This window comes from Marinobacter confluentis, assembly GCF_004785685.1.
GTDB lineage: Bacteria > Pseudomonadota > Gammaproteobacteria > Pseudomonadales > Oleiphilaceae > Marinobacter > Marinobacter confluentis.
In genome coordinates this window covers 33,526-59,467 of record NZ_SRPF01000008.1, presented here as the reverse complement: position 1 = coordinate 59,467, position 25,942 = coordinate 33,526, and the positions used below count along the sequence as shown (strand labels likewise).

The 25,942-nt window shown below is 56.8% G+C and carries 27 protein-coding genes and 1 tRNA gene; 16 read left to right on the top strand and 12 right to left on the bottom strand.

Annotated elements, in window-relative coordinates; genetic code table 11:
• Nucleotides 1-521: 521 nt before the first annotated feature.
• Together E5Q11_RS17005 and E5Q11_RS17000 are read left to right on the top strand one after the other, a co-directional pair.
• Nucleotides 522-1,643 carry a DcaP family trimeric outer membrane transporter gene (locus E5Q11_RS17005; protein WP_135804643.1) on the top strand — a complete coding sequence of 374 codons (1,122 nt, stop codon included), beginning with the start codon at nucleotides 522-524 and terminating at the stop codon, nucleotides 1,641-1,643.
• A gap of 48 nt (nucleotides 1,644-1,691) precedes the next feature.
• Nucleotides 1,692-2,306: a LysE family translocator gene (locus tag E5Q11_RS17000; protein WP_135804642.1), complete on the top strand. Its 615-nt coding sequence runs from the start codon at nucleotides 1,692-1,694 to the stop codon at nucleotides 2,304-2,306.
• 183 nt (nucleotides 2,307-2,489) lie between these two features.
• Here the strand turns inward: E5Q11_RS17000 and E5Q11_RS16995 are convergent.
• Nucleotides 2,490-2,566 (bottom strand) — tRNA-Arg (locus tag E5Q11_RS16995).
• Between the two features lie 166 nt (nucleotides 2,567-2,732).
• Here E5Q11_RS16995 and E5Q11_RS16990 point away from each other — a divergent pair.
• The gene (locus E5Q11_RS16990) at nucleotides 2,733-3,095 is read left to right on the top strand and encodes a CidA/LrgA family protein (RefSeq protein WP_135804641.1); all 363 of its coding nucleotides are present in this window, start codon (nucleotides 2,733-2,735) and stop codon (nucleotides 3,093-3,095) included.
• 41 nt (nucleotides 3,096-3,136) lie between these two features.
• The gene (locus E5Q11_RS16985; RefSeq protein WP_135804650.1) at nucleotides 3,137-3,802 is read left to right on the top strand and encodes an LrgB family protein; all 666 of its coding nucleotides are present in this window, start codon (nucleotides 3,137-3,139) and stop codon (nucleotides 3,800-3,802) included.
• Here E5Q11_RS16985 and E5Q11_RS16980 read toward each other — a convergent pair.
• On the bottom strand, nucleotides 3,776-4,333 hold the full coding sequence (locus E5Q11_RS16980; RefSeq protein ID WP_135804640.1) for a YaeQ family protein: 558 nt from the start codon (nucleotides 4,331-4,333) through the stop codon (nucleotides 3,776-3,778). The genes E5Q11_RS16985 and E5Q11_RS16980 overlap by 27 nt on opposite strands.
• Nucleotides 4,334-4,507: 174 nt before the next feature.
• Here E5Q11_RS16980 and E5Q11_RS16975 point away from each other — a divergent pair, with 174 nt between their 5' ends.
• The 3 genes from E5Q11_RS16975 (at nucleotide 4,508) to E5Q11_RS16965 (ending at nucleotide 6,666) form a co-directional block, all read left to right on the top strand.
• On the top strand, nucleotides 4,508-4,714 hold the full coding sequence (locus E5Q11_RS16975; protein ID WP_135804639.1) for a bacterioferritin-associated ferredoxin: 207 nt from the start codon (nucleotides 4,508-4,510) through the stop codon (nucleotides 4,712-4,714).
• 104 nt (nucleotides 4,715-4,818) lie between these two features.
• Nucleotides 4,819-5,295, top strand: a complete 477-nt coding sequence (gene bfr / locus E5Q11_RS16970) for a bacterioferritin (RefSeq protein WP_135804638.1) — start codon at nucleotides 4,819-4,821, stop codon at nucleotides 5,293-5,295.
• A gap of 12 nt (nucleotides 5,296-5,307) precedes the next feature.
• Nucleotides 5,308-6,666: a phosphohexomutase domain-containing protein gene (locus E5Q11_RS16965; protein WP_135804649.1), complete on the top strand. Its 1,359-nt coding sequence runs from the start codon at nucleotides 5,308-5,310 to the stop codon at nucleotides 6,664-6,666.
• A gap of 148 nt (nucleotides 6,667-6,814) precedes the next feature.
• Here E5Q11_RS16965 and E5Q11_RS16960 read toward each other — a convergent pair whose 3' ends face one another.
• Together E5Q11_RS16960 and E5Q11_RS16955 are read right to left on the bottom strand one after the other, a co-directional pair.
• A complete protein-coding gene (locus E5Q11_RS16960; protein ID WP_225315075.1) occupies nucleotides 6,815-7,912 on the bottom strand; it encodes a phospholipase A in 1,098 nt (365 codons plus the stop codon).
• A gap of 76 nt (nucleotides 7,913-7,988) precedes the next feature.
• Nucleotides 7,989-8,321, bottom strand: coding sequence for a hypothetical protein (locus tag E5Q11_RS16955; protein ID WP_135804636.1), 333 nt, complete (start codon nucleotides 8,319-8,321; stop codon nucleotides 7,989-7,991).
• Between the two features lie 160 nt (nucleotides 8,322-8,481).
• Between E5Q11_RS16955 and E5Q11_RS16950 the strand changes: the two genes are divergently transcribed.
• Nucleotides 8,482-8,898, top strand: a complete 417-nt coding sequence (locus tag E5Q11_RS16950) for a c-type cytochrome (RefSeq protein ID WP_135804648.1) — start codon at nucleotides 8,482-8,484, stop codon at nucleotides 8,896-8,898.
• 216 nt (nucleotides 8,899-9,114) lie between these two features.
• On the opposite strand, the gene rep is transcribed toward E5Q11_RS16950, so the two are convergent.
• Complete coding sequence (gene rep / locus E5Q11_RS16945) at nucleotides 9,115-11,133, bottom strand: DNA helicase Rep (protein ID WP_135804635.1); 2,019 nt, start codon at nucleotides 11,131-11,133, stop codon at nucleotides 9,115-9,117.
• A gap of 178 nt (nucleotides 11,134-11,311) precedes the next feature.
• Here rep and E5Q11_RS16940 point away from each other — a divergent pair, with 178 nt between their 5' ends.
• The 4 genes from E5Q11_RS16940 (at nucleotide 11,312) to rmf (ending at nucleotide 17,427) form a co-directional block, all read left to right on the top strand.
• Nucleotides 11,312-13,042 carry an EAL domain-containing protein gene (locus tag E5Q11_RS16940; protein WP_135804634.1) on the top strand — a complete coding sequence of 577 codons (1,731 nt, stop codon included), beginning with the start codon at nucleotides 11,312-11,314 and terminating at the stop codon, nucleotides 13,040-13,042.
• A gap of 75 nt (nucleotides 13,043-13,117) precedes the next feature.
• Complete coding sequence (locus E5Q11_RS16935) at nucleotides 13,118-15,457, top strand: Tex family protein (protein WP_135804647.1); 2,340 nt, start codon at nucleotides 13,118-13,120, stop codon at nucleotides 15,455-15,457.
• Between the two features lie 66 nt (nucleotides 15,458-15,523).
• Nucleotides 15,524-17,077 carry a glutamate--cysteine ligase gene (gshA, locus tag E5Q11_RS16930; protein WP_135804633.1) on the top strand — a complete coding sequence of 518 codons (1,554 nt, stop codon included), beginning with the start codon at nucleotides 15,524-15,526 and terminating at the stop codon, nucleotides 17,075-17,077.
• Nucleotides 17,078-17,211: 134 nt separating this feature from the next.
• Complete coding sequence (gene rmf / locus E5Q11_RS16925; RefSeq protein WP_135804632.1) at nucleotides 17,212-17,427, top strand: ribosome modulation factor; 216 nt, start codon at nucleotides 17,212-17,214, stop codon at nucleotides 17,425-17,427.
• Between the two features lie 28 nt (nucleotides 17,428-17,455).
• Here rmf and E5Q11_RS16920 read toward each other — a convergent pair whose 3' ends face one another.
• A complete protein-coding gene (locus E5Q11_RS16920; protein WP_225315074.1) occupies nucleotides 17,456-17,917 on the bottom strand; it encodes a flagellar basal body-associated FliL family protein in 462 nt (153 codons plus the stop codon).
• A gap of 118 nt (nucleotides 17,918-18,035) precedes the next feature.
• Between E5Q11_RS16920 and E5Q11_RS16915 the strand changes: the two genes are divergently transcribed.
• Together E5Q11_RS16915 and rsd are read left to right on the top strand one after the other, a co-directional pair.
• Complete coding sequence (locus E5Q11_RS16915; protein ID WP_135804631.1) at nucleotides 18,036-18,542, top strand: disulfide bond formation protein B; 507 nt, start codon at nucleotides 18,036-18,038, stop codon at nucleotides 18,540-18,542.
• A 91-nt stretch (nucleotides 18,543-18,633) separates the two neighbouring features.
• A complete protein-coding gene (rsd, locus tag E5Q11_RS16910) occupies nucleotides 18,634-19,116 on the top strand; it encodes a sigma D regulator (protein WP_135804630.1) in 483 nt (160 codons plus the stop codon).
• Nucleotides 19,117-19,171: 55 nt separating this feature from the next.
• On the opposite strand, the gene E5Q11_RS16905 is transcribed toward rsd, so the two are convergent.
• The 3 genes from E5Q11_RS16905 to E5Q11_RS16895 all read right to left on the bottom strand — a co-directional run bounded on the left by E5Q11_RS16905 (nucleotide 19,172) and on the right by E5Q11_RS16895 (nucleotide 20,925).
• Nucleotides 19,172-19,879 (bottom strand): FKBP-type peptidyl-prolyl cis-trans isomerase, encoded by a 708-nt coding sequence (locus tag E5Q11_RS16905; protein ID WP_135804629.1) that lies wholly within the window; start codon nucleotides 19,877-19,879, stop codon nucleotides 19,172-19,174.
• A gap of 117 nt (nucleotides 19,880-19,996) precedes the next feature.
• Nucleotides 19,997-20,383 carry a DUF4124 domain-containing protein gene (locus E5Q11_RS16900; protein ID WP_135804628.1) on the bottom strand — a complete coding sequence of 129 codons (387 nt, stop codon included), beginning with the start codon at nucleotides 20,381-20,383 and terminating at the stop codon, nucleotides 19,997-19,999.
• Nucleotides 20,377-20,925 (bottom strand): DUF2390 domain-containing protein, encoded by a 549-nt coding sequence (locus E5Q11_RS16895; RefSeq protein WP_135804627.1) that lies wholly within the window; start codon nucleotides 20,923-20,925, stop codon nucleotides 20,377-20,379. The genes E5Q11_RS16900 and E5Q11_RS16895 overlap by 7 nt, the downstream gene beginning before the upstream one ends.
• 28 nt (nucleotides 20,926-20,953) lie before the next feature.
• Here E5Q11_RS16895 and E5Q11_RS16890 point away from each other — a divergent pair, with 28 nt between their 5' ends.
• Nucleotides 20,954-22,909 carry an ATP-binding cassette domain-containing protein gene (locus E5Q11_RS16890; protein ID WP_135804626.1) on the top strand — a complete coding sequence of 652 codons (1,956 nt, stop codon included), beginning with the start codon at nucleotides 20,954-20,956 and terminating at the stop codon, nucleotides 22,907-22,909.
• A gap of 17 nt (nucleotides 22,910-22,926) precedes the next feature.
• Here E5Q11_RS16890 and ppx read toward each other — a convergent pair whose 3' ends face one another.
• Nucleotides 22,927-24,405: an exopolyphosphatase gene (gene ppx / locus E5Q11_RS16885; protein ID WP_263641516.1), complete on the bottom strand. Its 1,479-nt coding sequence runs from the start codon at nucleotides 24,403-24,405 to the stop codon at nucleotides 22,927-22,929.
• 431 nt (nucleotides 24,406-24,836) lie between these two features.
• Here ppx and trxA point away from each other — a divergent pair, with 431 nt between their 5' ends.
• Nucleotides 24,837-25,163, top strand: a complete 327-nt coding sequence (trxA, locus tag E5Q11_RS16880; RefSeq protein WP_135804625.1) for a thioredoxin TrxA — start codon at nucleotides 24,837-24,839, stop codon at nucleotides 25,161-25,163.
• Between the two features lie 64 nt (nucleotides 25,164-25,227).
• On the opposite strand, the gene E5Q11_RS16875 is transcribed toward trxA, so the two are convergent.
• Nucleotides 25,228-25,671: a molybdenum cofactor biosynthesis protein MoaE gene (locus E5Q11_RS16875; protein WP_135804624.1), complete on the bottom strand. Its 444-nt coding sequence runs from the start codon at nucleotides 25,669-25,671 to the stop codon at nucleotides 25,228-25,230.
• A gap of 1 nt (nucleotide 25,672) precedes the next feature.
• Nucleotides 25,673-25,942, bottom strand: coding sequence for a molybdopterin converting factor subunit 1 (gene moaD, locus E5Q11_RS16870; RefSeq protein WP_135804623.1), 270 nt, complete (start codon nucleotides 25,940-25,942; stop codon nucleotides 25,673-25,675).

The following is a 25,942-nucleotide window of genomic DNA, read 5'->3' as shown; positions in this document are numbered from 1 at the left end:
TTCAGGATCTTGACGATCTGGGACTCGCTGTACCGTGACTTTTTCATGTCGCTCTCCGTTTGTCTCATTGTAGGCCGGAGAACTCTAATTACGCATGCACCGATTTTAGGGGATGGTTACACCATACCCTTATGGCGTCTGTCGTTCCCGCTATGAATAAACTGCTATCAGGCGCAACGGGCAATCAAGAAAGTAAGTGATTGCCCGTAATATTAAATTTAAACAGGAACAGGTTAGTGTCAAGAACAACGCATATTTGTTCTAAAATTTATGCCGTTTATTTGAATTAATAAAAAAATCCACAGATCAAACATAAATTATTGTTATTAAATGTTTTTTTGATATAAGTTTTAAATGGGATTGGTCTAAAAATAAGTAATACCACTTAGTTTTCTAAGTATTAAAATACGTAGATTTACAATTCATTTGGTTATTAATTCGGATTGCCAAGGCTGCCCGCCGTCAAACACTCTTTTAATGGTAGGAGCACATCCATTGACAACAAAAAGGGTTAAAACTAGATGAAAATCTCAGAGCTGAGAAAATCGATCAGAATATCAAGTGTGGCCGTGATCGTCGGTCTGTCCTTTCCTGTTTCAGCGGTTGAAATTAATGCGGGAGATGTCGAAGCAAGTATTTACGGTTTTGCGCGCCTGAATGTGAGTTACGATCTGGACGATAACCGGGCAGTGTCAACTCGCGCCGGAACGTTCTCACCCGCTGATCAGGACATCACCGGTCACTTTGGCGCCGATGTTCAGCAGAGCAGGTTAGGCGTCAGAGTAAATCACGCCAGCGGTTTGAAGGTAGTTGTTGAAGGTGATTTCAGAGGCTCTGGAAATAGTGCCGGAAGTCTGCGGATGAGGCACGCTTATGGCGTCTACGAGGGCGTCATGATTGGCAGAAATTGGTCAAACTTTAATAGTTTTGTGGGATGGACTCCTACCCTGGATTTCGACAGCCTGGCCGGGAACGCGGGCAGCTTCAATCGCAGCGAGCAGGTTCGATACACGACTGGGCCGGTTTCTGTTGCTCTTGAGAATCCGAGTGCAACTATTATCGGTGGAAACGCAAAAACCGGCACACCAGCTTTGACTGCCCGAGTCGAAAGCGCTTCTGGAAGTCTCAAGTACTCTTTCGCTGGTTTGGTGAATCAATTGAGTTCCGACGACGGAACGACCGATGAATCGCAGCTGGCTTACGGTTTCTTTGGTGCGGCCGGTTTCAGTGTCACTGATTCTGTCTCTATCCAGGGTGCGTTTACTTATACTGATGGTGCCAGCAGTTACCTCTGGCGTTCTGGCAGCAATTACTATGGCGCAAGCGCGTACATGAACGGCGACTCTCTGGAGACAATTTCAGGGTACGGCAGTCAGGTTGGTGTCAGTATCGATGTAGGCGGGGGTTCCAGCGTCAAACTGGGCTACGGTCTTGCTCGCCTGGATTTGGACGATGCTGTAAGCGATGGTGCTCTGACAGGCGCAGATGCCGAAACGAACCAAAATGCGTTTGTAAATTACACCTGGACACCGGTCGAAAGCGTAATGTTGGGCGTCGAATACGGCTTCTTTGACCAAGAAACGCAGGCCGGCGACTCAAGTGACGCGAGAAGGCTTCTGTTTGCAGCTCAGTACAACTTTTAACCATCCGGTAGTCCATTAACAAAGAGCTTTCAGGTTTGTTGCTGGCGTATGTGGCGTCTCCTTGCCTCGACTAAAGTCGGGGCCTTTTTGCTCTGGATTACTCCAGGACCCGACACCCTGTACATTTTAGCAAGAACAATATCTCAGGGGCGTCTGGCTGGGCTGCTGTCGGTCTTCGGCGTGAGTGCTGGAGTCCTGGCGCACACAATATTCGCAGCTATTGGGCTTTCGGCGATACTGGCTAGTTCGGCTCTGGCGTTTACGGTTGTTAAATTTATCGGCGCTGCATATCTGGTTTATCTTGGTATTCAGGCCTTACGCAGTAACCGAAAGCTGTCCACTTCCTTCGGCGCGGCGGCTCAAAACCGTTCACAGATTTTCGTTCAGGGGTTCATCACTAACTTATTAAATCCGAAAATTGCTATTTTCTTTTTGGCATTTCTTCCGCAATTTTTGGCTCCTGGCAGCAACTCCAGTATTTTTTTCCTTTTAGGCGGTGTTTTTGTACTAGGGGGCACAATTTGGTGTCTTTTACTGGTCGCATTCGCCGCCAGTGTCACAGGAGCGATTCGAACACATACTCGTATTTCCGAGATCGTGGGTAAAATCACAGGGCTTGTGTATATCGGTCTTGGCCTGAATCTGCTTCGGGCGAAACTGTAGTGGCATTTATCAGGTTTTTTCGACAAAGCAATCAAGTAGGTTCCGGCGCTGGCGTTCGTCTGGTGTAACGGTCACATTCAGCATGGCGGCGGCGAACGCCTTGAATCAATGGACACCGTAGACACAGTTTGGACACAGAAAATAAAAAAGGACCTGCGATCTCTCGCAAGTCCTTCATCAATATGGCGCGCCCGAGAGGATTCGAACCTCTGACCTCTGCCTCCGGAGGGCAGCGCTCTATCCAGCTGAGCTACGGGCGCATTCGAGATTGGCGTATCGCGCAATTTCGAGGTCGCTATGGTACGTGCGAGCAGGGGGCCTGTCCAGCCCCGGTGCGGCTTTTCAGGGGTCGTCGATTCTTTGGTCTATGTGGTGTTGTGCCAGCCTTCGCACTAAAGTGTTGCCCTTGGTTCTTCGAGGGTGTGTATGGAGATTCTCCGTGGTTTTCTGATTCTGATCGGCTTTTTCCTGGCCGGTGAGCTTACTCGTCTGGGGCTGGGGTTGCCTTTCAGTGGCGGCGTGCTCGGGATGCTGGGGCTGGTGCTCTTTCTGATGGCACGGGGCCGGGCTTCCGAGGGTCTGGCTGCTGCCAGTCAATCCATTATTTCCGTGCTGGTGCTGCTGATCATGCCCGGTGTGGTGGGCATCTTTTTCAATGTTCAGGCGTTCAACGGTTACTGGATCGCGATTCTATCGGCGCTGATTCTGGGCACCCTGCTCAGTGTCGTCAGCACGCTTTTGCTGATGCAATGGGCGGCTGGCGGTGACAGTGGGAAGGTTGGGCAGTGACCGGGTTTGTCGAGGGTTTTTCTGTGCTTGCCGACAGCCCCATGCTTGCTGTGGGGCTCACGCTGGCGGCTTTTGTGGTGGGGCAGGCGGTGTTCGTCCGGCTTGGCAAGCCGGTATGGCTGCCGGCGGTGCTGGTGTCAGCGGTGTTTCTGTCACTGGCTATCGTGGCCCTGCCGCTGGATTATCCGGTGTATCGTCAGGGCGCGGCCTGGCTGACTGCGCTGCTGGGCCCGGCTACCGTCGCCCTTGGTATTCCGCTGTTCCAGCAGATTCACCATATCCGGCAGATGCTCTGGCCTATCCTGATTACGCTGCCGGTGGGGGCGATGCTGGCGGTGGTTTATACCCTGGTGATTGCCTGGGCTCTGGGGGCGACGCCGGAAGTGCTGGCCTCACTTGCGCCTAAATCCGTCACTGCGCCTATTGCCATAGGCATTACGGAAGAACTGGGTGGCTCTATTTCGCTGATGATGGGCGCGCTTCTATTGACCGGTGTGATCGCGACCATCAGCGTGGATATGCTGGCGGCACGGCTCAAGGTTGGGGATGAGCGGATTCTGGGCTTTGCGCTGGGCCTGAATGGTCATGCCATTGGCACGGTCAGGGCATTTGAAATCAGCCCGACGGCGGGTGCGTTTGCTTCCCTGGGCATGAGCCTGACGGGTCTGTTTACCGCGTTGCTACTGCCGCTTCTGTTTCCCTTCTAGCAGTGTTTCCGGCGTGATGGTGATGCGGTCAGATTCATTACCAATGCCCACTTCGCCATCCTGAACGGTAAATTGCAGGCTCATATTCCGGTCTGCCAGTTTGGCCATGGCAGCGGCGGCATCCTGCGGCAGATCAACAATGGTCAGATTTTCAAAGCGATCAATTTTGCTTTGTACCTTTTCCCACCAGAGGGGCACTGCGCGGCCACCGTAGGTGTACAGAATCACCTGTTTTGCCTTGCCGCAGGCTTTTCGAAGCCGGCTTTCATCCGGCAGGCCCAGTTCAATCCACAGTTCTATCTCATCGCTCAGGCTTTTCTGCCACAGATCCGGCTCGTCATCGGTGCTGATGCCTTTGGTGAAAGCGAGGGTGTCGCTGGCATTCAGGGCAAAGGCAAGCAGTCGGATCATCAGCCGCTCATCGTTTTCCGACGGGTGGCGGGCCAGCGTCAATTGGTGGTCGGCGTAGTAATGCCTGTCCATGTCGGCGATGTTCAGGGTTGCTTTAAAGATGGTTGCTTTGAGCGCCACGGTGGCTCCTGAGTGGTAGAAATATCGATCGCATTTAGAGGCCTGCATTGTAAATCAAAGCTGGTGTGCTTGCCGGAAACATTAAATTGCAGAAAATATGAGCAGAAACCTTGAAAAGCTAACTGCAAATAGCAATAATTCTCAGTAGCTTTCAATCCGACAAGAGATTTTGTTATGTACGTTTGCCTTTGCCATGGCGTCACTGATCGGGAAATCCGCGAAGCCGCTGACAGCGGGGTTCGCTCCATGCGCCAGTTGGGCAAAGAGCTTGGTGTCGGCACCCAGTGCGGCCGCTGTGCCTGCACCGCCCGGGAGATTCTGCGCGAGAGCCGCACGCCGGACTACATGGCATTGGCGGACATGCTGGCCCAGCCGGCCTGACCCGCTGCAGCGCCTTTCATCTGCACTGGCTTACCATTTAAGATTTTTTCTCCTGTCCTAAACCGCTATTCTCTTGTTGAATCAATCCGGCATGGAGCGTTCCAATGAAAGGCGACAAGAAAGTTATCCAGTTCCTCAATAAGGTCCTCGGCAATGAGCTGACCGCAATTAACCAGTATTTCCTGCATTCGCGGATGTACAAGGATTGGGGTATTACCAAGCTCGCGGCCAAGGAATACGAAGAATCCATCGACGAAATGAAGCACGCCGACATGCTGATCGAGCGGATTCTTTTCCTGGAAGGCCTGCCGAACCTGCAGGATCTGAACAAACTACTGATCGGTGAGAACGTTGAGGAAATGATTTCCTGCGACCTGAAGCTGGAAATGATTGCCCATCAGGATCTCAAGGATGCCGTTATCTATTGTGAACAGGTAAACGATTACACCAGTCGGGAGCTGTTCCGTCATATTCTGGACAGCGAAGAAGAACACATTGACTGGCTGGAAACCCAGTTGGAAATGATCAGCCAGATGGGGATACAGAACTATATTCAGCTTCAGTCCTCGGCGGCGGAGTAAATCAGAGTGACAATGGATCTGTCCTGTTTCAAAGCCTATGACCTGCGCGGGCGAGTGCCCGATCAACTGAACCCGAAACTGGCCGAGCTCATTGGCCGAGCCTATGTGGAAATCACCGGCGCCAAGCGAGTCATCGTGGGATATGACATTCGCCTGTCGAGCCCGGACATTGCCGATGCGCTGAGCTCCGGCCTCATGGCTGCTGGTGCGGATGTGTTCGATATCGGGCTCTGCGGCACCGAGAACGTCTACTTTGCCACCAGCCATTACAAGATGGACGGTGGCATCATGGTCACCGCCAGCCATAACCCGAAAGACCACAACGGCATGAAAATGGTTGGCCCCGATTCCCGGCCCATCAGCTCCGACAATGGTCTGAACGAAATCCGCGACCGGGTGCTGGAACCCTTCACCGACGCTCCGAAGCAGGGTGTGATCGAACCCCTGGAAACCACCACGGCCTACATTGATCACCTTTTGGGCTATGTCGATGCTTCATCCCTGTACCCCAGAACTTTTGTGGTGAACGCCGGCAACGGTGGCGCAGGCCTGGTGATCGACGAGCTGGAACAGCACCTGCCGTTTGATTTCGTGAAAATTCACCATGAAGCCGACGGTAACTTCCCTAACGGCGTGCCCAACCCGATCCTGGAAGAAAATCGCCAGGCTACCGCCGACGCCGTCATCGAACACGGCGCTGCCATGGGCATCGCCTGGGACGGGGACTTTGACCGCTGCTTCTTCTTCGATGAAAACGGCCGGTTTATCGAGGGCTACTACATCGTCGGTTTGCTGGCAGACCAGTTCCTGCGCAAAACCGGTGGCGGCAAAGTCATCCACGACCCACGCCTGACCTGGAATACCCTGGACCTGGTCAAAAAGGCCGGCGGCGAAGCCATCGAAAGCAAAACCGGCCACGCGTTCATAAAACAGAGAATGCGTGACGAAGACGCGGTCTATGGCGGCGAAATGAGCGCCCACCACTACTTCCGCGACTTTGCCTACTGCGACAGCGGCATGATCCCCTGGCTGCTCATCGCCGAACGCCTCTGCCAGTCCGGCCAGACGTTATCTTCCCTGATAGACGCGAGAATAGAAGCCTACCCGGCCAGCGGCGAAATCAACCGCACCATCACCGATCCACCCAAGGTGATCGCAGCGATTGAGGCGAAATATGGCGCAGAGGCCAAACAGGTCTCCCATGTTGACGGCGTAAGCATCGAATTCGACGAATGGCGGTTTAACCTGAGGATGTCCAACACCGAACCGGTGGTTCGCCTGAACGTGGAATCGAGGGCGGATATTCCGTTGATGAAAGCCAAGACGGAAGAGCTGCTGGCAGAAATGGAGCAGTTGAACTCAGGAGGCTAGCTCCCAGTTGCGGGGCCGCTCTGGCGGCTACCCGGTTCTGAAAATGTGCGGAGCCATGGATGGCGGAGCCCAAGCGTACAGGGACGTATTCAAAGCGTTTTTCAGAACCGGGTAGCCGTCAGAGTGGTCTTGTTCTTAAGTTAAAGAATCAAAGCCAATCGTTCAGCATAATCCCGATACCAATCCGCTGAACCCGCTCATTGTAGTCAATCAGACTCTCACCGTACCCATTGAAATACTGTATGTAACCCTTGACCGTATCGCCCATCGGAAAACTGTACCCCAGCTCAAACGACGTCCTGTTATTATCCGACCGCAGATTGTTCTGAAGGGTCAGCGACAGCGTCCGATCCTCGCTCCATTTATAGATCGCCATATAGTCAGCGTGCCCCAGATAACGCTCAATATCCTCGTTGTCATCCTCACTGCTGTCCTCCGGCAGACGGTACCAGGGCTGAGCCATGAACAGCCAGCGGCCATAACTGTAGGCGACATTGGCGGTAATCCGGTTCCAGCTCCGTGAGCGGGGTTCCGACTGGCCATTGGACTCATGATTTATCCCGATGGAAAGTCCATTCAGGGTGCCCGGGCCAATATCGTAATCGGCCGCATACCGCAGAAAAATCTCCGGCTCGTAGTTGGTCTCCCGAAAGGGGGCCGAGTCATCCGTGTTGTACACCTGCCAGAAAGATTTCTGGGTGTACCCGAACCAGAGGGTTGTGCGGTCCTCAAGCCAGCCGGTAAGCAAGGGTACCTTGAAGCTGATCTGATACTTCGCTTCCTGGTTGTCGATCTCGTAATCGTAATTCGTCGCGCCCAGCCTGGGACTGCTGGGCTCGCGGTTGGCGCCTCTTTGATAGCTGAAGGGCAGAATGTACATGGGGCGATGGCCCACAAAACTGCCGGAGAATGAGAATATGGCTTTCTCCGCCTCCATGTAGCGGCCAAGCAGGGCAGACATAACACCTGAATCATCGTCGCCCGCCTGTGATTCAATGTCTTCCAGGGCCTGGTCGCCCTCTTCCGCATTGGCCAGCTCTTCGTACTGCAGTGCCTCTATCGACCGGTCTATGGTCTCAAGCTTCTTTTCAGACGCCTGCTCCCTGGCCTCATCAGGTTGGTTCAGGGCATCGTAACAGGCCAGGCGCTGAACACCGTCTTCGATCAGCGCGCATTCTTCAAGGGAGACTTCCTCGAAATCCGGGCCGGATGGCGGGTTTTCCTGTCCGATGGCGGGCGATGACACGATAATTCCCAGGAAAAGGAATCGGCGAAATCCCCGCCGGTCGGATAAGCTCAAATTTGACGGCATTGCCCCATCCCTATGCATTGGAAAGACTGACCCAGGTGTTGGCAATGCCAAAGGCCCAGACGCCCAGAAGCGTGATCACCAGTAATGAAAACACGATTTTGTGACGAACTTGCCGTTCTGCGGCTGCTGCTACAATCCAGCGCAGGTACATCAGGCCAATAAAGCTTACGAAGACCGCAAGGCTTGCCGCCGCCGGAACCAGCAGCCAGGCCGGGTTGAGCGGTTCACCGCTTTCCGCCAGGCTGGAAAACCAGGCCATGGACGCCAGCAGGATCGCAAGTGCAGAAAACTCGACAATCAGCAGGGGCGTTCTCCAGCGCTGAATTGGGCTTTGGTCGGTCATAACATTCAATCCTATAAATCGGTTTGCAGCGTTTGCCACCGCCGGCACATGGTACCTGTATTTTCGCTTCATTTTGCCATTTGGTTTTTTTGCCCGTCCGCAATCGCTATAATGCGGGCAACGATTTTAATAACACCCAATATTAAGGTGATTTGTGATGATGAAGAGAGCCCTGGCTGTTGTACTGCTTGGCTTTGGCCTGGCGGCAAGTGCCGTAATGGCAAGCGTTGAAGACGAAATCCGTGCGCGTATAGCGCCGGTGGGCACCGTGTGTGTGCAGGGCGAAGAGGAGTGCGGTTCTTCCTCTGCGCCTGCCCAGGCTGCAAGTTCCGGCCCCCGTTCCGCGGGTGAGGTATACAGCGCTGCTTGTGCAGCCTGTCACGATACGGGCGCAGCCGGTGCTCCGAAAAAGGGTGACGCCGGTGCCTGGAGCTCGCGAATTGATAAGGGTATGGAAACGCTGGTGACCCACGCGATCAACGGTTTCAATGCAATGCCGGCGAAAGGTGGCTGTTCCAGCTGCTCGGACGAAGAAATCCAGCTCGCTGTTGAGTTGATGGTCGAAGAGAGCCAGTAATCAGGCCTGAGCCATTTGATCAATCAGAAAACCCCCGCCACATCCGTGGCGGGGGTTTTTTGTGTCCGCCCTGGACGTCTTGACCCGGGTCTCCCGGTCCCGGGAATCGCCGTTGTTTTCGTCGGCGTTACCCAGCAGTTTTTCACAGACGAGGCCCAGGCGACAGCGACGGGTCAGGAGTCAGAAAAGTTGCAGCAATTTTGAAAAATGTGGAATTCAGTTGCCGAGGTCGCCAAGCAGGGCGCTCAGCGTGGCTTTGCCTTTTTTCTGGTTGGCTTCAAGATCGAGGTCACCGGTGCCTTCCCAGCGCAGGTCGTCCTCCGGGAGTTCGTCCAGAAAGCGGCTGGGGATGGTCTCCAGTTTTTCACCGTACTGTTTGCGCTGGGCGGCGTAGGTCAGGGTCAGGGTTTCCCGGGCACGGGTGATGCCTACGTACATCAACCGGCGCTCTTCCTCTATGTTGCCTTCCTCTATACTGGAGCGGTGCGGAAGAATCTCCTCCTCCAGGCCCATAATGAACACGTGGGGGAACTCCAGGCCTTTGGAGGCATGAAGGGTCATCAGCTGGACCTTGTCGCTGTCGTCCTCTTCCTCCCGCTGTTCCATCATGTCCCGAAGGATCAGTTTGCTGATGGCGTCTTCAATGCCGATTTCATCGGCGGTACCTTTGCCGTCGTCCAGCATGCGCTGAATCGATTCCACCAGATACCAGATGTTCTCCATCCGTTTTTCCGCCTGCTTGGGCGAGCCGGAGTGCAGGTGCAGCCATTCCTCGTATTCAATATCGGTGAACAGCTGCTTGATGACCGGTATCGGGTTTTCGCTGTGCAGTCGCGTACAGGTGCTATCGACCCAGTGGGCGAACCGCCGCAGTCGGTCCAGGCCCTTCTCGGTGACGTGGGTTTCGGCGCCCATGTCACCCAGGGCCTTGAACAGGCTGATGTTGCGTGAGCGGGAATAGTGACTGAGCTGCTCCAGCGTACGCGGGCCGATTTCCCGCCGCGGCACGTTTACCACCCGAAGAAAGGCGGCATCGTCGTCCGGATTGACCAGCAGTCGCAGGTAACCCATCGCGTCTTTGATTTCATTCTTCGAGAAAAACGACTGACCGCCAGAGATGCGATAGGGCACCTGGTAGGCCTGAAGTTTCATTTCCAGCAGGCGAGACTGGTGGTTGCCCCGGTAGAGCACCGCGAAGTCCAGGAACTTCAGGCCGCGCTTGAGTTTTGCGTCGATGATTTCGGTGGCAATACGCTCGGCCTCGGCGTCCTCATTGCGGCAGCGCACAATTCTCAGCTCGTCGCCGGTGGTGTGGTCACTCCACAGGGCTTTTTCGAAGACGTGGGGGTTGTTGGCAATGACCGTGTTGGCGCAGCGCAGAATTCGCACTGTGGAACGGTAGTTCTGTTCCAGTTTAACGATTTTCAGGCTGGGGAAGTCTTCTTTCAGCTGCGCCAGGTTTTCTGGCCGGGCCCCACGCCAGGCGTAGATGGATTGGTCATCGTCACCTACCACGGTAAAGGCGGCACGTTCGGCCACTAACAGTTTTACCAGCTCGTACTGGCACAGGTTGGTGTCCTGGTACTCGTCCACCAGCATATAGCGGATTTTCCGGCGCCATTTGGCCAGCACGTCCGGGTTGTTGCGAAACAGTTGCACCGGCAGCAGGATCAGGTCGTCGAAATCCACCGCGTTGTAGGCTTTCAGGTAGTCGGCATAATGGCGGTAAATAATGGCGATGCGCTGTTCCCGTTCGTCTGCAGCCCGGCTCCAGGCATCCGCCGGGCTGCGCATGGCGTTCTTCCATGACGAAATCGTCATCTGTACATCGGAAAGCTCATCGCCGGCGTCGGCACTGGCTTCCCGCATCATCAGGTCCTGTAGCAGCGCTTTGGCGTCATCCGCATCGAAAATCGAGAAACCAGGGTAGTAGCCCAGATGGGTGTGTTCTTCGCGGATGATGTTCAGGCCCAGATTGTGAAAGGTGGACACAATCAGCCCGCGGGTAAGTTTGCGGTCGACGAGACGGCTGACACGCTCTTTCATTTCCCGCGCGGCTTTATTGGTAAAGGTAACCGCCGCAATGTGCCGACCGGGAATGCCCAGGTGCTCGATGAGGTAGGCGATCTTGCGGGTGATCACGCTGGTTTTGCCACTGCCCGCCCCTGCCAGCACCAGCATGGGGCCGTCTGCGTAGCGTACCGCTTCACTTTGTCGGGGGTTGAGCTTGTTCACAATAGGGGCGCGCCAGCTGGGATATTTCAGAGCCGTATCAGGCGCTCCATTCTACACCAGTGCAGCGCACTCTACCTTTCTCTATTTGATACATGATCAAACCACTGTATCTTCCTGATCTATAGGCTATGCTTGTCAGAACGGACATGACAGAACCTGAAGATCAGGATGCTTCTTGATGACTCTGGCCCCCTCAGAGGCAAATACCAGCCAGGTTAAACTACTTGTGCTGACCCCCGAATATGCTGACTTGCTTTGGCTGGGCGCGCTTTTGTCTGGCGATGCCGAAATGAAAGCCGACCTGACCTGGTGCCCCGACCTTGTTGATTGTGATGACCTTATCCGCAATACCAGCTTTGATGTGATTGTCTGGGACTGTGTTTTTCACGGCGGGTCGGAATCCGCATTCCTTCAGTATCTCACCGCATCCGGCGGCGAGAAGCCGATTCTTGCCCTAAGTGCCGAACCCTGCGGAGAACGGGCAGCCGAGCTGTGTCGCATGGGCGCATCGGACTATCTATGCCGACAGACCCTGGACGCCTGGTCGCTTTGCCGGGCCGTGCGCTGCCTCTGGTATCGCCAGCAGCTGTCCGAGTCGGCGCACGGCCATCTTGGCCGGGATGTTGCCAGCGGCTTCATCAACCGCGATCTGTTTTTTGACCGGCTCCAGAATGCCCTTATCCGGGCCAAGAGCGCTTCCCAACGGCTGGCGCTGCTGCACATCAATCTGGATGATTTTCGCAGTTTTAACGAATCCTTTGGTTACCGCCAGAGTGATCAGCTGATGCTGAAGCTGGCGGAGCGCATGCGGTCGGAGCTGCGCAGGGCGGATTCATTGATGCGGATCGGCGGCGATGAGTTCGCGATCATTATCGAAAAAGTGGACGACGGCCCCGATCTGGCCCATGTCATCCGCAAGGTTGTGGCGGCCCTGGGTGAACCGGTGAACATCGACAGCCAGTCGGTCGTGGTCAGCGCCAGCCTGGGGGTGGCCACCTACCCGGAAGCCGGTGACAGCCCGGAAAATCTGCTGCGCCGGGCCAACCGCGCCATGTTTGAAGCCAAACGGGACCCGGGCACCAGTTACCGCTATTACGACCGTGAACTGCACATCACCGCTGGCCACCAGTTGCGCCTGGAAGCTGATCTGCGCAATGCGCTTCGGGGCAACGAGCTGGAGGTCTATTACCAGCCGCGTATCGATCTGGCCACGGAGGAGGTGCGGGGCGTTGAGTGCCTGCTGCGCTGGAACCATCCTCAGCGGGGGCTGGTGGGGCCAGATGAATTCATTCCGGTGGCGGAGCGCAGCGGTCTGATCGTACCCATTGGTTACTGGGTGATCGAGCAGGCCTGCAAACGGCTGAAGGAAGCAGATGGGCTGGGGTACCCGGGGCTGGTATTTGCGGTCAACCTGTCGTTCCGGCAGTTCCACGACCGCAAGATGACCGAGACCATTTTCCGCATCATCTTCAATGCCAATATCGACACCAGCCTGCTGGAGCTTGAACTGACCGAAAGCGCAATGATGCACGATCCTGAGTACGCCCAGCGTTGCCTGCGAGAGTTGAACCAGCTAGGGATCAGCTTTGCTCTGGATGATTTCGGTACCGGGTTCTCGTCGCTCAGCAATCTTCAGCACCTGCCTATTTCGCTGGTGAAAATTGATAAATCCTTCGTTCAGGAACTGGGCCATTCTGCCGATGCCGAGCATATTATCCGCGCTATCATCAGCCTGGCCCACAGCCTACAGATTAGCGTGGTGGCGGAAGGGGTAGAAACCGAAGGCCAGCTGGAATTCCTGCGCCAGCAGCACTGCGATGAAATTCAGGGCTATTATTACGCCCGACCCATGCCCTGGGAGCGCCTTGTTGAATTCCTGAACAACCAGGGCAAGGCCGCTTGCCTGTAGCTATAAGCCGCTGTACCTTTGCGCTTTGATCAGATGCAACGGACGGGTTGAATGACAAGCGGCATGAAAGACGGAATGAAGAGCATTGCCAGGCGCATTGCCGAGGAACTGGGGGTTCGCGAAGAACAGGTTAACGCCACGGTAGGGATGCTGGACGAGGGCGCAACGGTTCCCTTTATCGCACGCTATCGCAAAGAGGTGACCGGCTCGCTGGACGATAACCAGCTGCGAAATCTGGAAGACCGCCTGCGCTATCTGCGTGATCTGGAAGACCGCCGTTCAACCATCCTTAACAGTATTGAAGAGCAGGGCAAGCTGACCGACGAGCTGCGCAAGAGCATCAATGCAGCCGACACCAAGAACCGCCTGGAAGACCTTTACCTTCCCTACAAGCCCAAGCGCCGCACCAAGGCCCAGATTGCCCGTGAAGCCGGCCTGGAGCCTCTGGCAGACACGCTCTACGGTGACCCCACGCAGGACCCGGAACAGACCGCCCAGGCCTATCTGAATGCAGAGGCTGGCATCACCGATACCAAGTCAGCTCTGGAAGGTGCCCGCGCGATTCTGATGGAGCGCTTCGCCGAGGATGCGGAACTGCTTGGGGACCTGCGAAGCTTTATCTGGCAGCAGGGCCAGCTCAAGGTCACGGTGATTGAAGGTAAGGAAACCGAAGGCGCCAAGTTCCGGGATTATTTTGACCACGTTGAACCCCTCAAAAAAGTGCCGTCCCACCGGGCGCTGGCCATTCTGCGGGGCCGTAACGAAGGCATTCTGACCTACACTCTGGTTGTCGGGGATTCCGAGGATGACCGTCGGCAACCGCACCCTGCCGAGAGCAGAATTGCGGCCCGCTGGAACATCCGCGACCAGGGCCGTGCCGCCGACCGCTGGCTGTCCGAAGTGGTGCGCTGGACCTGGCGAGTAAAACTGTCCACCCAGATTGAAACCGATCTGATGGCCCAGGTGCGCGAAGCCGCCGAGTCCGAAGCCATCAACGTATTTGCCGCCAACCTGAAAGATCTCCTGCTGCTGGCCCCGGCCGGTCCAAGGCCCACGATCGGCCTGGATCCGGGTCTGCGCACCGGCGTAAAAGTCGCGATCATCGACGGCACCGGCCAGGTGGTCGGCCACGGCGGCATCTTTCCCCATGCCCCCCGTAACCAGTGGGACCAGTCCATCGAACAACTGGCCAGATGGTGCCGCGAATACAAGATTGAACTGATCGCGATTGGTAATGGTACCGCCTCCCGCGAAACCGAAAAGCTGGTGGCCGATCTGTGCAAGCGCTACCCGGACCTGAAGCTGGCCCGCATCGTGGTCAGTGAGTCTGGCGCGTCTATTTATTCCGCCTCCGAATTCGCTTCCAGGGAATTGCCCGATCTGGATGTGACCATTCGCGGGGCCGTTTCCATCGCACGTCGCCTGCAGGATCCGCTGGCGGAGATGGTGAAGATCGAACCCAAATCCATTGGCGTGGGACAGTACCAGCACGATGTATCCCAGGTGCAGCTTTCCCGCAGTCTGGATGCGGTGGTGGAAGACTGTGTAAATGGCGTTGGCGTTGACCTGAATACCGCCTCGATACCATTGCTTTCCCGGGTTGCCGGCCTGAGTCAGACCATTGCCACCAACATCGTGGAGTTCCGCAGCCAGAACGGCATGTTCCGCAACCGCAAGCAGCTGCTGAAAGTGGCCCGGCTGGGTGAGCGCACTTTCGAACAGGCGGCCGGCTTCCTGCGTATTGCCAGCAGCGATAACCCGCTGGACCGCTCCTCCGTGCACCCGGAAGCCTATGGCGTGGTGGAGGCCATTGCCACGAAGAACAACCGCAAGATCGAGGGCATCATCGGCGATGCCGCCTTTCTGCGCTCCCTGAATCCACAGGACTACGTGACCGAACAGTTCGGCCTGCCCACCATCAAGGACATTCTGATGGAGCTCGAAAAGCCGGGGCGGGACCCGCGGCCGGAATTCCGGTTTGCCAGCTTCGAAGAAGGCGTTGAAACCCTCAACGATCTCAAGCCCGGGATGGTACTGGAAGGGTCGGTGACCAACGTCACGAACTTCGGGGCTTTTGTGGATATTGGTGTGCACCAGGACGGACTGGTTCATATCTCGGCACTGTCTAATACTTTCGTAAAAGATCCCCGGGAAGTGGTAAAGGCCGGTGATATTGTGAAGGTCAAAGTCATGGATGTGGACATTCCCCGTAAGCGGATTGCCCTGACCATGCGCATGGATGACCAGCCCGGTGAGAAGTCCGAAAAACGCCCGCCAGCGAATAATCAGCGGCGCGAGACAGCAGGCCAGTCATCGGGGCGCAACCAGAAAGCTAGTCCAAAAGCTGACCAGCAGGGCGCAATGGCGGGTGCTCTGGCACAGGCGCTGGCGTCGGCCCGAAAAGATGGCCGCTAAAAGCTGCTTATAAATACTATACTGATTGTGCCGGGTGCACCGGCTCTATCCTTGCAGGAGTGATTCATGGGGGCATCCCGCCATCATCTGTTTCGTCAGTTCTCGTCCAGTGAGTGGACCGGTTTCCGAAAAGGCGTTGAAAAAGAGGGCCTGAGGGTCGACCGCAACGGCTTCATCGCACAGACACCCCACCCCAGGGCACTGGGCTCGGCGCTGACTCACCCGCGGATCACCACCGATTACTCGGAATCCCTGCTGGAGCTGATTACCCCGGTTTTTGACAACACCACCGACATGCTGGCGTCACTGCGGGATATTCACCGGTTTGTTCAGATGAACCTGGGTGACGAACTGTTCTGGCCCGCCAGCATGCCCTGTGAGCTGGACGGCGACGCCAGTATTCCCATCGCCGAATATGGCACATCGAATATCGGCCAGCTCAAGCATGTTTACCGCCAGGGCCTGGCGGTTCGATACGGCCGCATGATGCAGAGCATTGCGGGCGCCCATTACAACCTTTCCCTACCGGATGAGTTCTGGGCACTCTGGCATCAGCGTCTGGAAAGCCAGCAGAGCCTGAAGGATTTCAAATCAGATCAATATTTCTGGCTGATCCGCAATTTCCGCCGCCGCAGCTGGCTGCTGATGCTGCTATTCGGGGCATCACCCGCGCTGGATGCCAGCTTCGTTAAAGGTATTGATCATGAGCTCAGCCGGTTCAGTGCCGATACCTGGTACGGCCCCAACGCGACGTCACTGCGGATGGGTGATCTGGGTTATCACAACAACGCCCAGTCCTCTGTGAATATCTGCTTCAACGAACTTGAGACCTACACCCAGACGCTGGACCGGGCCATCCACACAACCTGGCCTGAATACGAAGCCATTGGAACCCGCCGGGGTGACCAGTTCATCCAGATCAACACCAGCGTGCTTCAGATAGAGAACGAGTATTACAGTGCCGTACGCCCAAAACGCACCACCGAACGGGAAGAAAAACCTATCGAGGCGCTGGAATCCCGGGGCGTGGAATACATTGAGGTGCGCTGCCTGGATCTGGACCCGTTTTCGCCCACCGGCGTGAGCCAGGCCCAGGTGGACTTTCTGGATCTGTTCCTGCTCGACTGCCTGCTGACCGACAGCCCCAGGATCGATGATTCCGAATGCGACCGGCTGGACGACAACTATCAGGACGTGATCGCCCGCGGCCGGGATCCGGAACTGACGCTCTGCCGCTCCGGCGAGAGAGTCAGCGTTGGCTCTGCTGCCAGGGTTCTGCTGGACGACCTGGAGCCACTCGCGGAACAGCTGGACGGCCTGACGGGTGGGGAGACCTATCGCCAGGCCCTGAAGGCTCAACGCGAGAAACTGGCCGATACCTCACTGATTCCCTCGGCCAGAGTACTGGCTGATATGACCGCCCGGGGTGCGGGGCACCGGGAATGGGGGCTGGAAATGGCTCGTCAGCATCAGCAGACCCTTCGCGATGAGAGTCTTAATGACGGAATTTTTGCGGACTTCGAAAAAATGAGTGCGGACTCACTGGCGGAGCAGGCAAGCATGGAAGCGGGCGAAAATCAGCCTTTTGCCGAGTTTCTGGAACATTACCTCAACTCATGAACCGGGGCGATAATCGCTGATGCCGACAAAGGTTCTACCCTGATCTGGACTTGCTGCACAGATTCGACATAAAGCATTTGTCTCCCCTGACTGGCGCTGTTAGCTTCAATCCAAAGCGATTCAGGGAGAAAAGCATGGCCAGAGATATCAAGCTTGGATGGGACGTTGAGTCCCTGAATAAAGCCTATCGGCAGGGATACATGGCCGCGAATATGGGCATGGCCCGCGAGAGCTGTCCCTACCGGGGTGAAGTCGTTATCGCGGCCTGGGAGGCAGGTTGGGCTGACGCTGAGCCGCTGGTTCAGAAAGTCGGGCCTGGCCTCGACGAGTTTCTGTCGCGGATTGCCTGAATCGCCTCTGGTTTCTATTCAGCGCGGCCTAGCGTTGCACCACAAACTCTGTAAACAGCACATCGGCCACGGTTTCGCCGGTCTGCTGTTCTTCAAGCACCGCATTGATTCGTTTCATGGCTTCCTGCCTCAGCGCGTTCTGACCGGCATTACCTGCAAGATGGTCGACGTCAGTCTGCTCACCGAACAGCATGACCAGCTCATGCCGAAGCCTCGGCATATGAACTTCCAGCACCGGACGGGTGGTTGCGCTTGAGGCGCGGAGGGTCACGGCTGCCTTGAGGTAAACCAGTGACTGGCCGGGTTCGCCGACATGGGTGACAAAGGGCGGATTCATGGCAATGTAATCCGTGACGGCCGGTTCGGCTTCTTCTTCTTCCTGCGCTTGTGCTGTCTCATCCTCGGCGTCTTCGTCCTGGGCAAAGCCCGTCTGGGCCATAGGCAGAGTCATGGCGATAACCAGCAAAAAACGTTTCAGATCAGGAATCATAGGCTTGAAGTTCATCCGGGTTTACGGTTAAGTACCTAAGCCGTTGTAAACGGCATTGTCCGGAGAATAGCAGGCTCCTCGCCCGCTTGCAGCCTGAATCCCAACCTAAGGGGGTCTCTTGAGTTCCAGACTGGTTTTCTTTCTGGTGTTCCTGTTATGTGCCGGTCTTCTGGGAGTGGCATTCTACATGGAGCACGTCATGGGGCTCGAACCCTGCCCACTGTGCTGGCTCCAGCGTTTTGGTTTCATGGCGGCAGGTATCGTCAGCCTGCTGGCGGCGCTTCACGGGCCTGGTGCCGTGGGTACGCGCATCTACGGTTTCCTGATGGTGGTCGGTGCCGGCGCTGGCCTGGCTGTGGCCGGGCGCCAGCTATGGTTGCAGAGCCTTCCCGCCGACCAGGTGCCTGCCTGCGGCCCATCGGTGGACTATATGCTGGATGTACTGCCCTGGATGGAAGTGCTGACAACGGCTCTGCGCGGCACCGGAGACTGCGCTGAAGTGACCTGGCGCTTTCTGGGCCTGAGCATTCCGGGGTGGACCGCCGTGTTTTTCACGCTGGTGATTGTCATCGGCCTGATACTGATGTTGCGCACTCCCAGATCAAAGGACTGGATAAGCAGCTGAAACGGTTGCGGCAGGTCACGGCCTTGGGGTAACTTGAGGGTTTAACGGCCGATAAAAAAACAGAAGCAGACCGGTGATCGGAGAAGACCTTATGTTGGAAAATTGCCAGAATGCCAGGGAGCGTTGGGGTGGCGTCAGTGAGCTGATTGATCGATGGCTCAAGGAACGGCAGGAACTGCTGGTCCACTACTGTGACCTTTCCGGCACCACGGACTTTTCCCAGACCGACGTGCTCTATCAGAAATTTGTGCGTCTTTGTGAAGTGCTGGTGGATTACGTATCCGCTGGCCACTTCGAGATCTACGAGCAGCTTATTCAGGAGGCGCGGGAGTTTGATGACGGCGGGATTGAACTGGCAGCGAAGGTTTATCCGCGGATCGAGAAGACCACCGAGACAGCCCTGAATTTCAATGACCAGCTGAACGGCCAGTCGGTGACCGAAGATCAGGCCCGGGCGTTATTCCAGCAGTTGTCTGAGCTTGGCGAGACTCTTGAAACCCGGTTCGAAATGGAAGATTTCCTGATCGAGCATCTTCACAATGCCCACGCTGAAAAGGTCATGTCCTCAGCCTGATCAGAACATGATCATCCCGGCAATGGCAGCCACTGCCGGGATGTGATTCTGCAGCCTACTCTGGATTGATTTCCAGCAGCTCCACATCAAACACCAGGGTTTCATTGGGTCCGATGCGCTGGTTGCCGCCGGGCCCGTAGGCCAGTTCCGCCGGAATATACAGTTTGGCGCGGCTGCCTTCCTTCATCAGTTGCAGCCCTTCAGTCCAGCCCGGGATAACCTGGTTCAGGCCGAAAGTCACTGGCTCGCCGCGCTCGCGGGAGCTGTCAAACACTTCCCCTGAGATCAGCTCGCCGGTGTAGTGCACTCTGACCTGGTCTTCGGCGCTGGGAGTTTCACCTTCGCCTTCTTCGATAATCTCGTACTGAAGACCTGAATCCGTGGTCTCAACGCCATCACGCTCGGCGTTTTCAGCCAGGAATGTTTCCCCTGCCTCGAGGTTCTTCTGGGCCAGTTCCTGCTGCTTGGCACCGGCCTGTTCCTGCATTTCGGCCTGATAGGCCATCAGGGCTTGCTGGATTTCTTCCCGTGACATGCGGGTCTGTTCTTCGTCACCGGCATGGCCGTGCTGGATGCCCTGCAGGAACTGATCCATCTGCAGATCAGGCAGGTCGTTACCCATGCGTTCACCCATTACCAGGCCCATGCCATAGCTGACTTTCTGGTCGTTGGTGTCCAGTTTCGGCTCCGGCGGGGTCTCCTGGGATGAGGAGCAGCCTGCCAGTGCGCCCGCGACGGTTAATGCGATCAGGGTTTTCTTCATTACCGGTTCCTTTGTTGTGTTTGCAATTGAATGTTTCGAAACCCCGAACCGTAACCGGTTACCGGCGAGGATGCCACTGAACATGTGTTAAGGATCGGGACGGGTAGGCCGGGTGTCTCAGCTGCCGTTGTTCACCGGGCCTGAGTTCATGGAAAACGGTGCGGAGTAGGGCGATTGCCAGTCCGATACCGGGTCGCTGTTACCGCTTGGGCCATTGGGCTGGTCTGCGCGCTCGATGGCCAGAGCATTCCAGTGACCCGTTTCCGGGGGCGAGTCGGCGTAGTGCCAGCCGCCATCGCTGTCCTGCCACTTGAACACGATTTCCGGACCCTCGGTCGGGATGGGTGAGGGTACCAGGCCTTCGAAGGCGGGGATCTCTTCTGCGTCTGCGCTATCCTGCGCTGCAGGCGTGGTTTCGGTAGGGTCGCCGAGACCGAAAAAAATCAGCATGACCAGAACGCCGAGCGCGGGAAAAGCTAGCCGGATCAGCCACTTCATTACCATGTGCGCTGCTCCTCTTCGGCGAAAATCTGTAGTTCCGTGGTCAGAGTGTCCAGCAAGCTGCCGGTCTCGTTGTCCATGGCCTTCTCCGGTGCGGCCGCCTGAAGATTCTCCAGCGCCAGTGTCTTTACTGCGTGTTCTGATAACGAATCAGACGAACGATTGTCCCGGTTAAGAGCCCTGTACGCCAGTGCCAGCTCCACCTTTTCTGCTTCCAGTTCGCCTTGTGCGATACAATTCCTTGCCCGGTCTGTTACCGGATTGTTCTTGCTGATTGCCTTGCGTGCCTGTCTCAGGGGCTCGGTGACCCTCGAGCGCCAGGCTGTGACGGCAACGCTGTCTGTGCCGGAAAAGTGACAGCCCTGTAATGCCAGCCACAGGCCACAGAGAATATCGGTAACGCTCCAGCCTCTGGTCTGTAGAGCCAGGGCCGCAGTCTGAGCTCCGGAACGCGACCAATAGCGGCCGGCAAAGTGCCAGAGCGGGCTGTCCAGGCAGAGGTCGGGCGGAATCTTAAGCTCGCTGGACTCGCTGTCCGATTTCATTAAACCGATTCCCTGATACCATTACGACATGCTAACGATAACCGATCTCAGTTTACAACGGGGTGGCGTCTGGTTGCTAGAATCCGTCAACCTCACCATCCAGCCCGGTCAGCGTGTGGCCATTGTTGGCGCCAACGGCGCCGGCAAGTCCAGCCTGTTCCAGTTACTGCTGGGGCAGCTTGCCCCGGAGCAGGGCAGTGCCGCCCTGCCCGGTGGAACCCGCATCGCCCACATGGCCCAGGAAGTCATGGCGTCCGGTCGCAGTGCCCGGGATTTTGTCCTGGATGGCGATCTGGATCTGCGCAGGCTTGAGACGGAACTGGCGGCAGCCGAATCCCGGGGTGACGATAACGCGATTGCCCGCCTGCATGGTGAGCTGGACGTCCACGAAGCCTGGTCTGCCCCGCGCCGTGCGGAATCTCTGATTCGAGGCCTGGGCTTTACCGATGCAGACGCAGACCGCCCGGTGTCGGCCTTCTCTGGTGGCTGGCGAATTCGACTGAACCTGGCGCAGGCGCTGATGCGGCCGTCCGATCTGCTGCTGCTCGACGAGCCTACCAACCACCTCGATCTGGACGCCTGCCTTTGGCTGGAGAACTGGCTGCGCCGCTACGAGGGCACCCTGCTGTTCATCTCCCACGACCGGGATTTCATGGACCGGGTAGCCACCCATCTGGTGCATTTTGACCAGCGCAGGCTGGATCTCTATACGGGTAATTACTCAGCCTTTGAGGGCCAGCGCAGCGAGCGGCTGGCTCAACAGCAGGCCGGGTTCGAGCGTCAGCAGGCCAGGATTGCCGAAATCCAGCGGTTTATTGACCGGTTCAAGGCCAAGGCCACCAAGGCCAAGCAGGCCCAGAGCAGGGTCAAGGCGCTTGAGCGTATGGAGAAAATCGCGCCCGCCCATGTGGACTCCCCGTTCAACTTTGAATTTCCGGTGGCGGATAAGGTATCCAGCCCGCTGCTGTCGATAAGGCGTGGTGCTGCCGGTTATGGCGATGCGGTCATCCTCAGGGACATTGACCTGACCCTGCTTCCCGGCAGTCGGATTGGCCTGTTGGGACCCAATGGCGCGGGCAAGTCGACGCTTATGGATGCCCTGAGGCAATCCGATCATCTGCTGGAAGGCCAGCGCACCTGTGGTGAGCACCTTGCGGTTGGTTACTTTGCCCAGCATCAGTTGGAATCCCTTGACCTGGACGCCAGCCCTTTCCTGCATTTGCAGCGGTTGTCGCCGAAAGCGTCGGAACAGAGCATCCGGAATTTCCTGGGAGGTTTTGACTTTCGCGGTGATGAGGCACTGAGCGTCATTCGTTCGTTTTCCGGCGGCGAGAAAGCCCGTGTCGCTCTCGCGGTAATCGCCTGGCAGAAACCCAACCTGCTGCTGCTGGATGAGCCCACCAACCATCTGGATCTGGAAATGCGCCAGGCGCTGACCATGGCCCTGCAGAACTTTGAGGGCGCCATCGTGGTGGTGTCTCACGATCGCCATCTGTTGCGAAACACGGTGGACGACTTCTGGCTGGTCAGCGAAGGCCGGGTGACCGAATACAAGGGCGACCTTGAGGATTACGAACGCTGGCTGGCAGATCGCCGCAAGGACGACACTGAAGCGCCCCGGCGTGAAGAGGCGGTTGGATCAAAAGCTGGGAACCGTCAGTCAGAAATTTCCATTGGTGAGAGCGCAGACGACCGCAAGGCGCGAAAGCGCGCAGAGGCCGCCCTGCGCCAGAAACTGAGCCCTTATCGGAAGCAGCAAACTGCGCTGGAGAAAGAAATGGACCAGTTGCAGGCACGACTTCTGGGCCTGGAGCAGGAGCTGTCAGACCCGGAGCTCTATTCCGAGCAGGGCCGCGACCGCCTGAAAACCATGCTGGCGGATCAGGGCAGTGCCAAGAGCAGGTTGGCAGAGGTTGAGGCCCGGTGGCTGGAGGTCAGTGAAGAGGTCGAAAACCTGGAGTCCGAGCTGGCGGCGGAGGATTAAGCGCCAGGGATTGGAATTCAGGCATTTACGGTCAGTTCGAAATTCTGCTTGGCCAGATAATCCTGCTCGTTCTGAAGATCGGCCATGGTCAGCGGCCGGTCATCCAGCCATCCGGCGGGGAAGGTCAGTGTCAGGCCGTTGCTGGCGGGCGTGAGGGTAATGTCCGGGGGCTGTTCGTGATTTCTGGGGTGCTGCAACAACACCGCCAGCCGCACCAGAATACAGAGATAACGCAGCCTTGGCAGGTCATCCGGTTCCAGTTCCTCGAAAATCGACGAGGAGAATTTGCGCCGGTGACCGCGCACCAGGGTGGCCAGTTCCCGCTGGAACTGCTGGCTGAAACCGGGCAGGTCAGAATACCGAAGCAGATAGGCGCCGTGCTTGTGATACTGGCTGTGGGAGATAGTCAGGCCGATCTCGTGAAGGCGGCAGCCCCAGCGCAGTACCTCCTCGTCAACAGGGGTATCGATATTCCAGGCTTCGGCCACCTGTTGCCAGGCCGCAATGGCGGTTGCCTCGACGGCGCCGCCGTGATGCTGGTCCACGTGGTAGCGTTCCTGCAGCGCCTGGATAGTCCGCTCGCGGACGTCTTCATGCTGGATGCGGCCGGCTATGTCGTAAAGCAGGCCTTCGCGCAGGGCACCGTCGGCAAACGTCATGTCCGAGATTCTCAGTGAATTGAAAGCGCCCATAAGGATGGCAAAGCCCGCCGGGAATATGCTCTGGCGGTCCTGGCGAACGCCCAGATCCCCCAGTTTCTCGGTCTTTCCCATGGCTACCAGGCGTTTGCGCAGCTCGGTCATGGCGTCCATGGTGATGGTGCCGTCCGTCAGTTTCAGGCTGGCCAGAACGCCCGCTATTGCCTTGATGGTGCCGGATGAGCCAACGGCGCTCTGCCAGCCACGTTTCACGTAATGCTGGCGGATGTTCAGCAGTTCCTGCTCGGCATGGGTGATGGCGCGATCCATCTGCTTTCGGGTGATCTTGCCGTCCGGAAAGTACTGGTTGCGGAAAGATACGCACCCCATATGCAGGCTTTCCATATCCTGGGGTTCAAACCGTTCGCCAATAATGAATTCGGTACTACCGCCGCCAATATCGACGACCAGACGGCGGCCAGTATCATCGGAAAGCGTGTGGGAAACCCCGAGATAGATCAGGCGTGCTTCTTCACGCCCGGCGATAATTTCTACCGGATAGCCCAGCACTTTTTCCGCCCTGGCCATGAAATGCCGGGCATTGCGGGCCACCCGCAGCGCATTGGTACCCACTACCTGAACAGCTTCCGGGGGCATGCCGGACAGCCGCTGGGCAAACCGACCAAGGCAGGCCAGGCCGCGCTGCATGGCTTCTTCGGTCAGGCGGTTATTGCTATCCAGACCGGCCCCGAGCTGTACTTTTTCGCCCATTTTTTCAAGCGTGCGGATTTCGCCATGAACCAGGCGGGCAACAACCATATGGAAACTGTTGGAGCCCATGTCGATAGCGGCCAGCAGCTCAGGCGCGGGCGCCGGTTTGGAGCGGAGCGGCTGGGTACGAGATCTGCCGGTGGCGGAAGAGAAGGCCGTCACGTGTCTTGAAATCCTTCTGCCAGGCCCAATTTACAGAGTAAAGAGAAGTAGCGGGCCGGAGTGCCATCCTGCCTTCAGGCAGGGCCTTTGCGGTGATTCTGCGCCGCTTTATTAAGCGGTAACTATAAGGCATATGATCTGTAACGCAATCACCGGAACCGCCGGATGTCAGGGAAATCCGAGGGTAGAACCAGCGCCGATAAGCTTCACATTTAGCGGAGCAATCGCGTAAAGTAGCGGATTCTAACGCCGATTTAATGACGGCGCCCGAGCATCGGCGCCGGTCCTGAAATTGAGTCAACACCGCTGGAATCCGGGCGTTTCGAGCCGGCCAGCGCAACAACCGGGAAGATAAAATGAGCGGAAATATTGTAAACGTAACCGACGCATCCTTTGAACAGGACGTGCTTCAGTCCGACGTGCCTGTACTTGTGGATTATTGGGCAGAGTGGTGCGGCCCCTGCAAGATGATCGCACCGGTTCTGGAAGAAATGGCGGACGAATACGCGGGCAAGCTGAAAGTCTGCAAACTGAACATTGATGAAAACGAACAGACGCCACCCAAATTCAACATCCGTGGCATTCCAACCCTTATGCTGTTCAAGAACGGCAACGTGGATGCGACCAAAGTAGGCGCGCTGTCCAAGTCACAACTGGCGGCCTTCCTCGACAGCAACCTCTGATTGCTGGCGCTGTTGGCACTACCCCCGGGAACGGCCTCGAGCCCGGGACAGATCCGGGGTGGTGCTACCAGGATTCTGACCGCTCCAGGTCAGACGTTTTCTGCTCCACCCAGTGTTCTCCCTCCTGATTGATTTCCTTTTTCCAGAACGGCGCTGATGTTTTCAGGGCATCCATAATGAATTCACAGGCTGCAAACGCATCGCCCCTGTGACGGCTTGCGATACCGACAAACACAATCTGATCGCCCAGCGGTAGCGGTCCTATCCGGTGAATGACTCGGGCGGTGAGTATATTCCAGCGTTCCGAAGCCTGATCGATCAGTTGCTGGATCACGGCCTCCGTCATGCCCGGGTAATGCTCCAGGAACAATCCGGTGACCCCGGAATGGTCGCCACTGATCCGGACCAAGCCCGTGAAAGTCGCGATGGCGCCGGTGTCTGGCCCACTTTGGCGCAAAGCCTGATATTCAGCGTTAGGGTCAAAATCATCAGCCTGAATCGAAATCACATCAGCCCCCTGTGACCGGCGGAAAAAACGCCAGCTCATCACCAGCATTCACGGCCGTGGCTTCTTTGGCCATGGCCTGGTTGACCGCAATCATCACCGGCTGGCCGTTCTTGAGTTGCGACCAGGGGCCACCCCGGCTGGCCAGCTGCTCCAGAACCCTGCCGGTGGTCAGACCTGGTTCAGCTTTCAGGGTCATTTCCTCGACGCCTAGCTCCTCACGCAAACGAGCAAAAAATCGCACGGTGAAAGTGTCTGAAAGTGCTTCCGTCAT

Excerpts from the sequence above, each read along its gene's own strand:
- E5Q11_RS16900 (WP_135804628.1), bottom strand. The coding sequence starts at position 20,383 with ATGGTAATGAAGTGGCTGATCCGGCTAGCTTTTCCCGCGCTCGGCGTT.
- E5Q11_RS16975 (WP_135804639.1), top strand. The coding sequence starts at position 4,508 with ATGTACGTTTGCCTTTGCCATGGCGTCACTGATCGGGAAATCCGCGAA.
- E5Q11_RS16990 (WP_135804641.1), top strand. The coding sequence starts at position 2,733 with ATGGAGATTCTCCGTGGTTTTCTGATTCTGATCGGCTTTTTCCTGGCC.
- E5Q11_RS17005 (WP_135804643.1), top strand. The coding sequence starts at position 522 with ATGAAAATCTCAGAGCTGAGAAAATCGATCAGAATATCAAGTGTGGCC.
- E5Q11_RS16985 (WP_135804650.1), top strand. The coding sequence starts at position 3,137 with ATGCTTGCTGTGGGGCTCACGCTGGCGGCTTTTGTGGTGGGGCAGGCG.
- E5Q11_RS17000 (WP_135804642.1), top strand. The coding sequence starts at position 1,692 with ATGTGGCGTCTCCTTGCCTCGACTAAAGTCGGGGCCTTTTTGCTCTGG.
- E5Q11_RS16920 (WP_225315074.1), bottom strand. The coding sequence starts at position 17,917 with ATGATTCCTGATCTGAAACGTTTTTTGCTGGTTATCGCCATGACTCTG.
- gshA (WP_135804633.1), top strand. The coding sequence starts at position 15,524 with ATGGGGGCATCCCGCCATCATCTGTTTCGTCAGTTCTCGTCCAGTGAG.
- E5Q11_RS16905 (WP_135804629.1), bottom strand. The coding sequence starts at position 19,879 with ATGAAGAAAACCCTGATCGCATTAACCGTCGCGGGCGCACTGGCAGGC.
- E5Q11_RS16890 (WP_135804626.1), top strand. The coding sequence starts at position 20,954 with ATGCTAACGATAACCGATCTCAGTTTACAACGGGGTGGCGTCTGGTTG.
- E5Q11_RS16950 (WP_135804648.1), top strand. The coding sequence starts at position 8,482 with ATGAAGAGAGCCCTGGCTGTTGTACTGCTTGGCTTTGGCCTGGCGGCA.
- E5Q11_RS16955 (WP_135804636.1), bottom strand. The coding sequence starts at position 8,321 with ATGACCGACCAAAGCCCAATTCAGCGCTGGAGAACGCCCCTGCTGATT.
- E5Q11_RS16965 (WP_135804649.1), top strand. The coding sequence starts at position 5,308 with ATGGATCTGTCCTGTTTCAAAGCCTATGACCTGCGCGGGCGAGTGCCC.
- rsd (WP_135804630.1), top strand. The coding sequence starts at position 18,634 with ATGTTGGAAAATTGCCAGAATGCCAGGGAGCGTTGGGGTGGCGTCAGT.
- E5Q11_RS16895 (WP_135804627.1), bottom strand. The coding sequence starts at position 20,925 with ATGAAATCGGACAGCGAGTCCAGCGAGCTTAAGATTCCGCCCGACCTC.
- bfr (WP_135804638.1), top strand. The coding sequence starts at position 4,819 with ATGAAAGGCGACAAGAAAGTTATCCAGTTCCTCAATAAGGTCCTCGGC.
- rmf (WP_135804632.1), top strand. The coding sequence starts at position 17,212 with ATGGCCAGAGATATCAAGCTTGGATGGGACGTTGAGTCCCTGAATAAA.
- trxA (WP_135804625.1), top strand. The coding sequence starts at position 24,837 with ATGAGCGGAAATATTGTAAACGTAACCGACGCATCCTTTGAACAGGAC.
- E5Q11_RS16935 (WP_135804647.1), top strand. The coding sequence starts at position 13,118 with ATGAAGAGCATTGCCAGGCGCATTGCCGAGGAACTGGGGGTTCGCGAA.
- moaD (WP_135804623.1), bottom strand. The coding sequence starts at position 25,942 with ATGACGGAAGCACTTTCAGACACTTTCACCGTGCGATTTTTTGCTCGT.
- E5Q11_RS16940 (WP_135804634.1), top strand. The coding sequence starts at position 11,312 with ATGACTCTGGCCCCCTCAGAGGCAAATACCAGCCAGGTTAAACTACTT.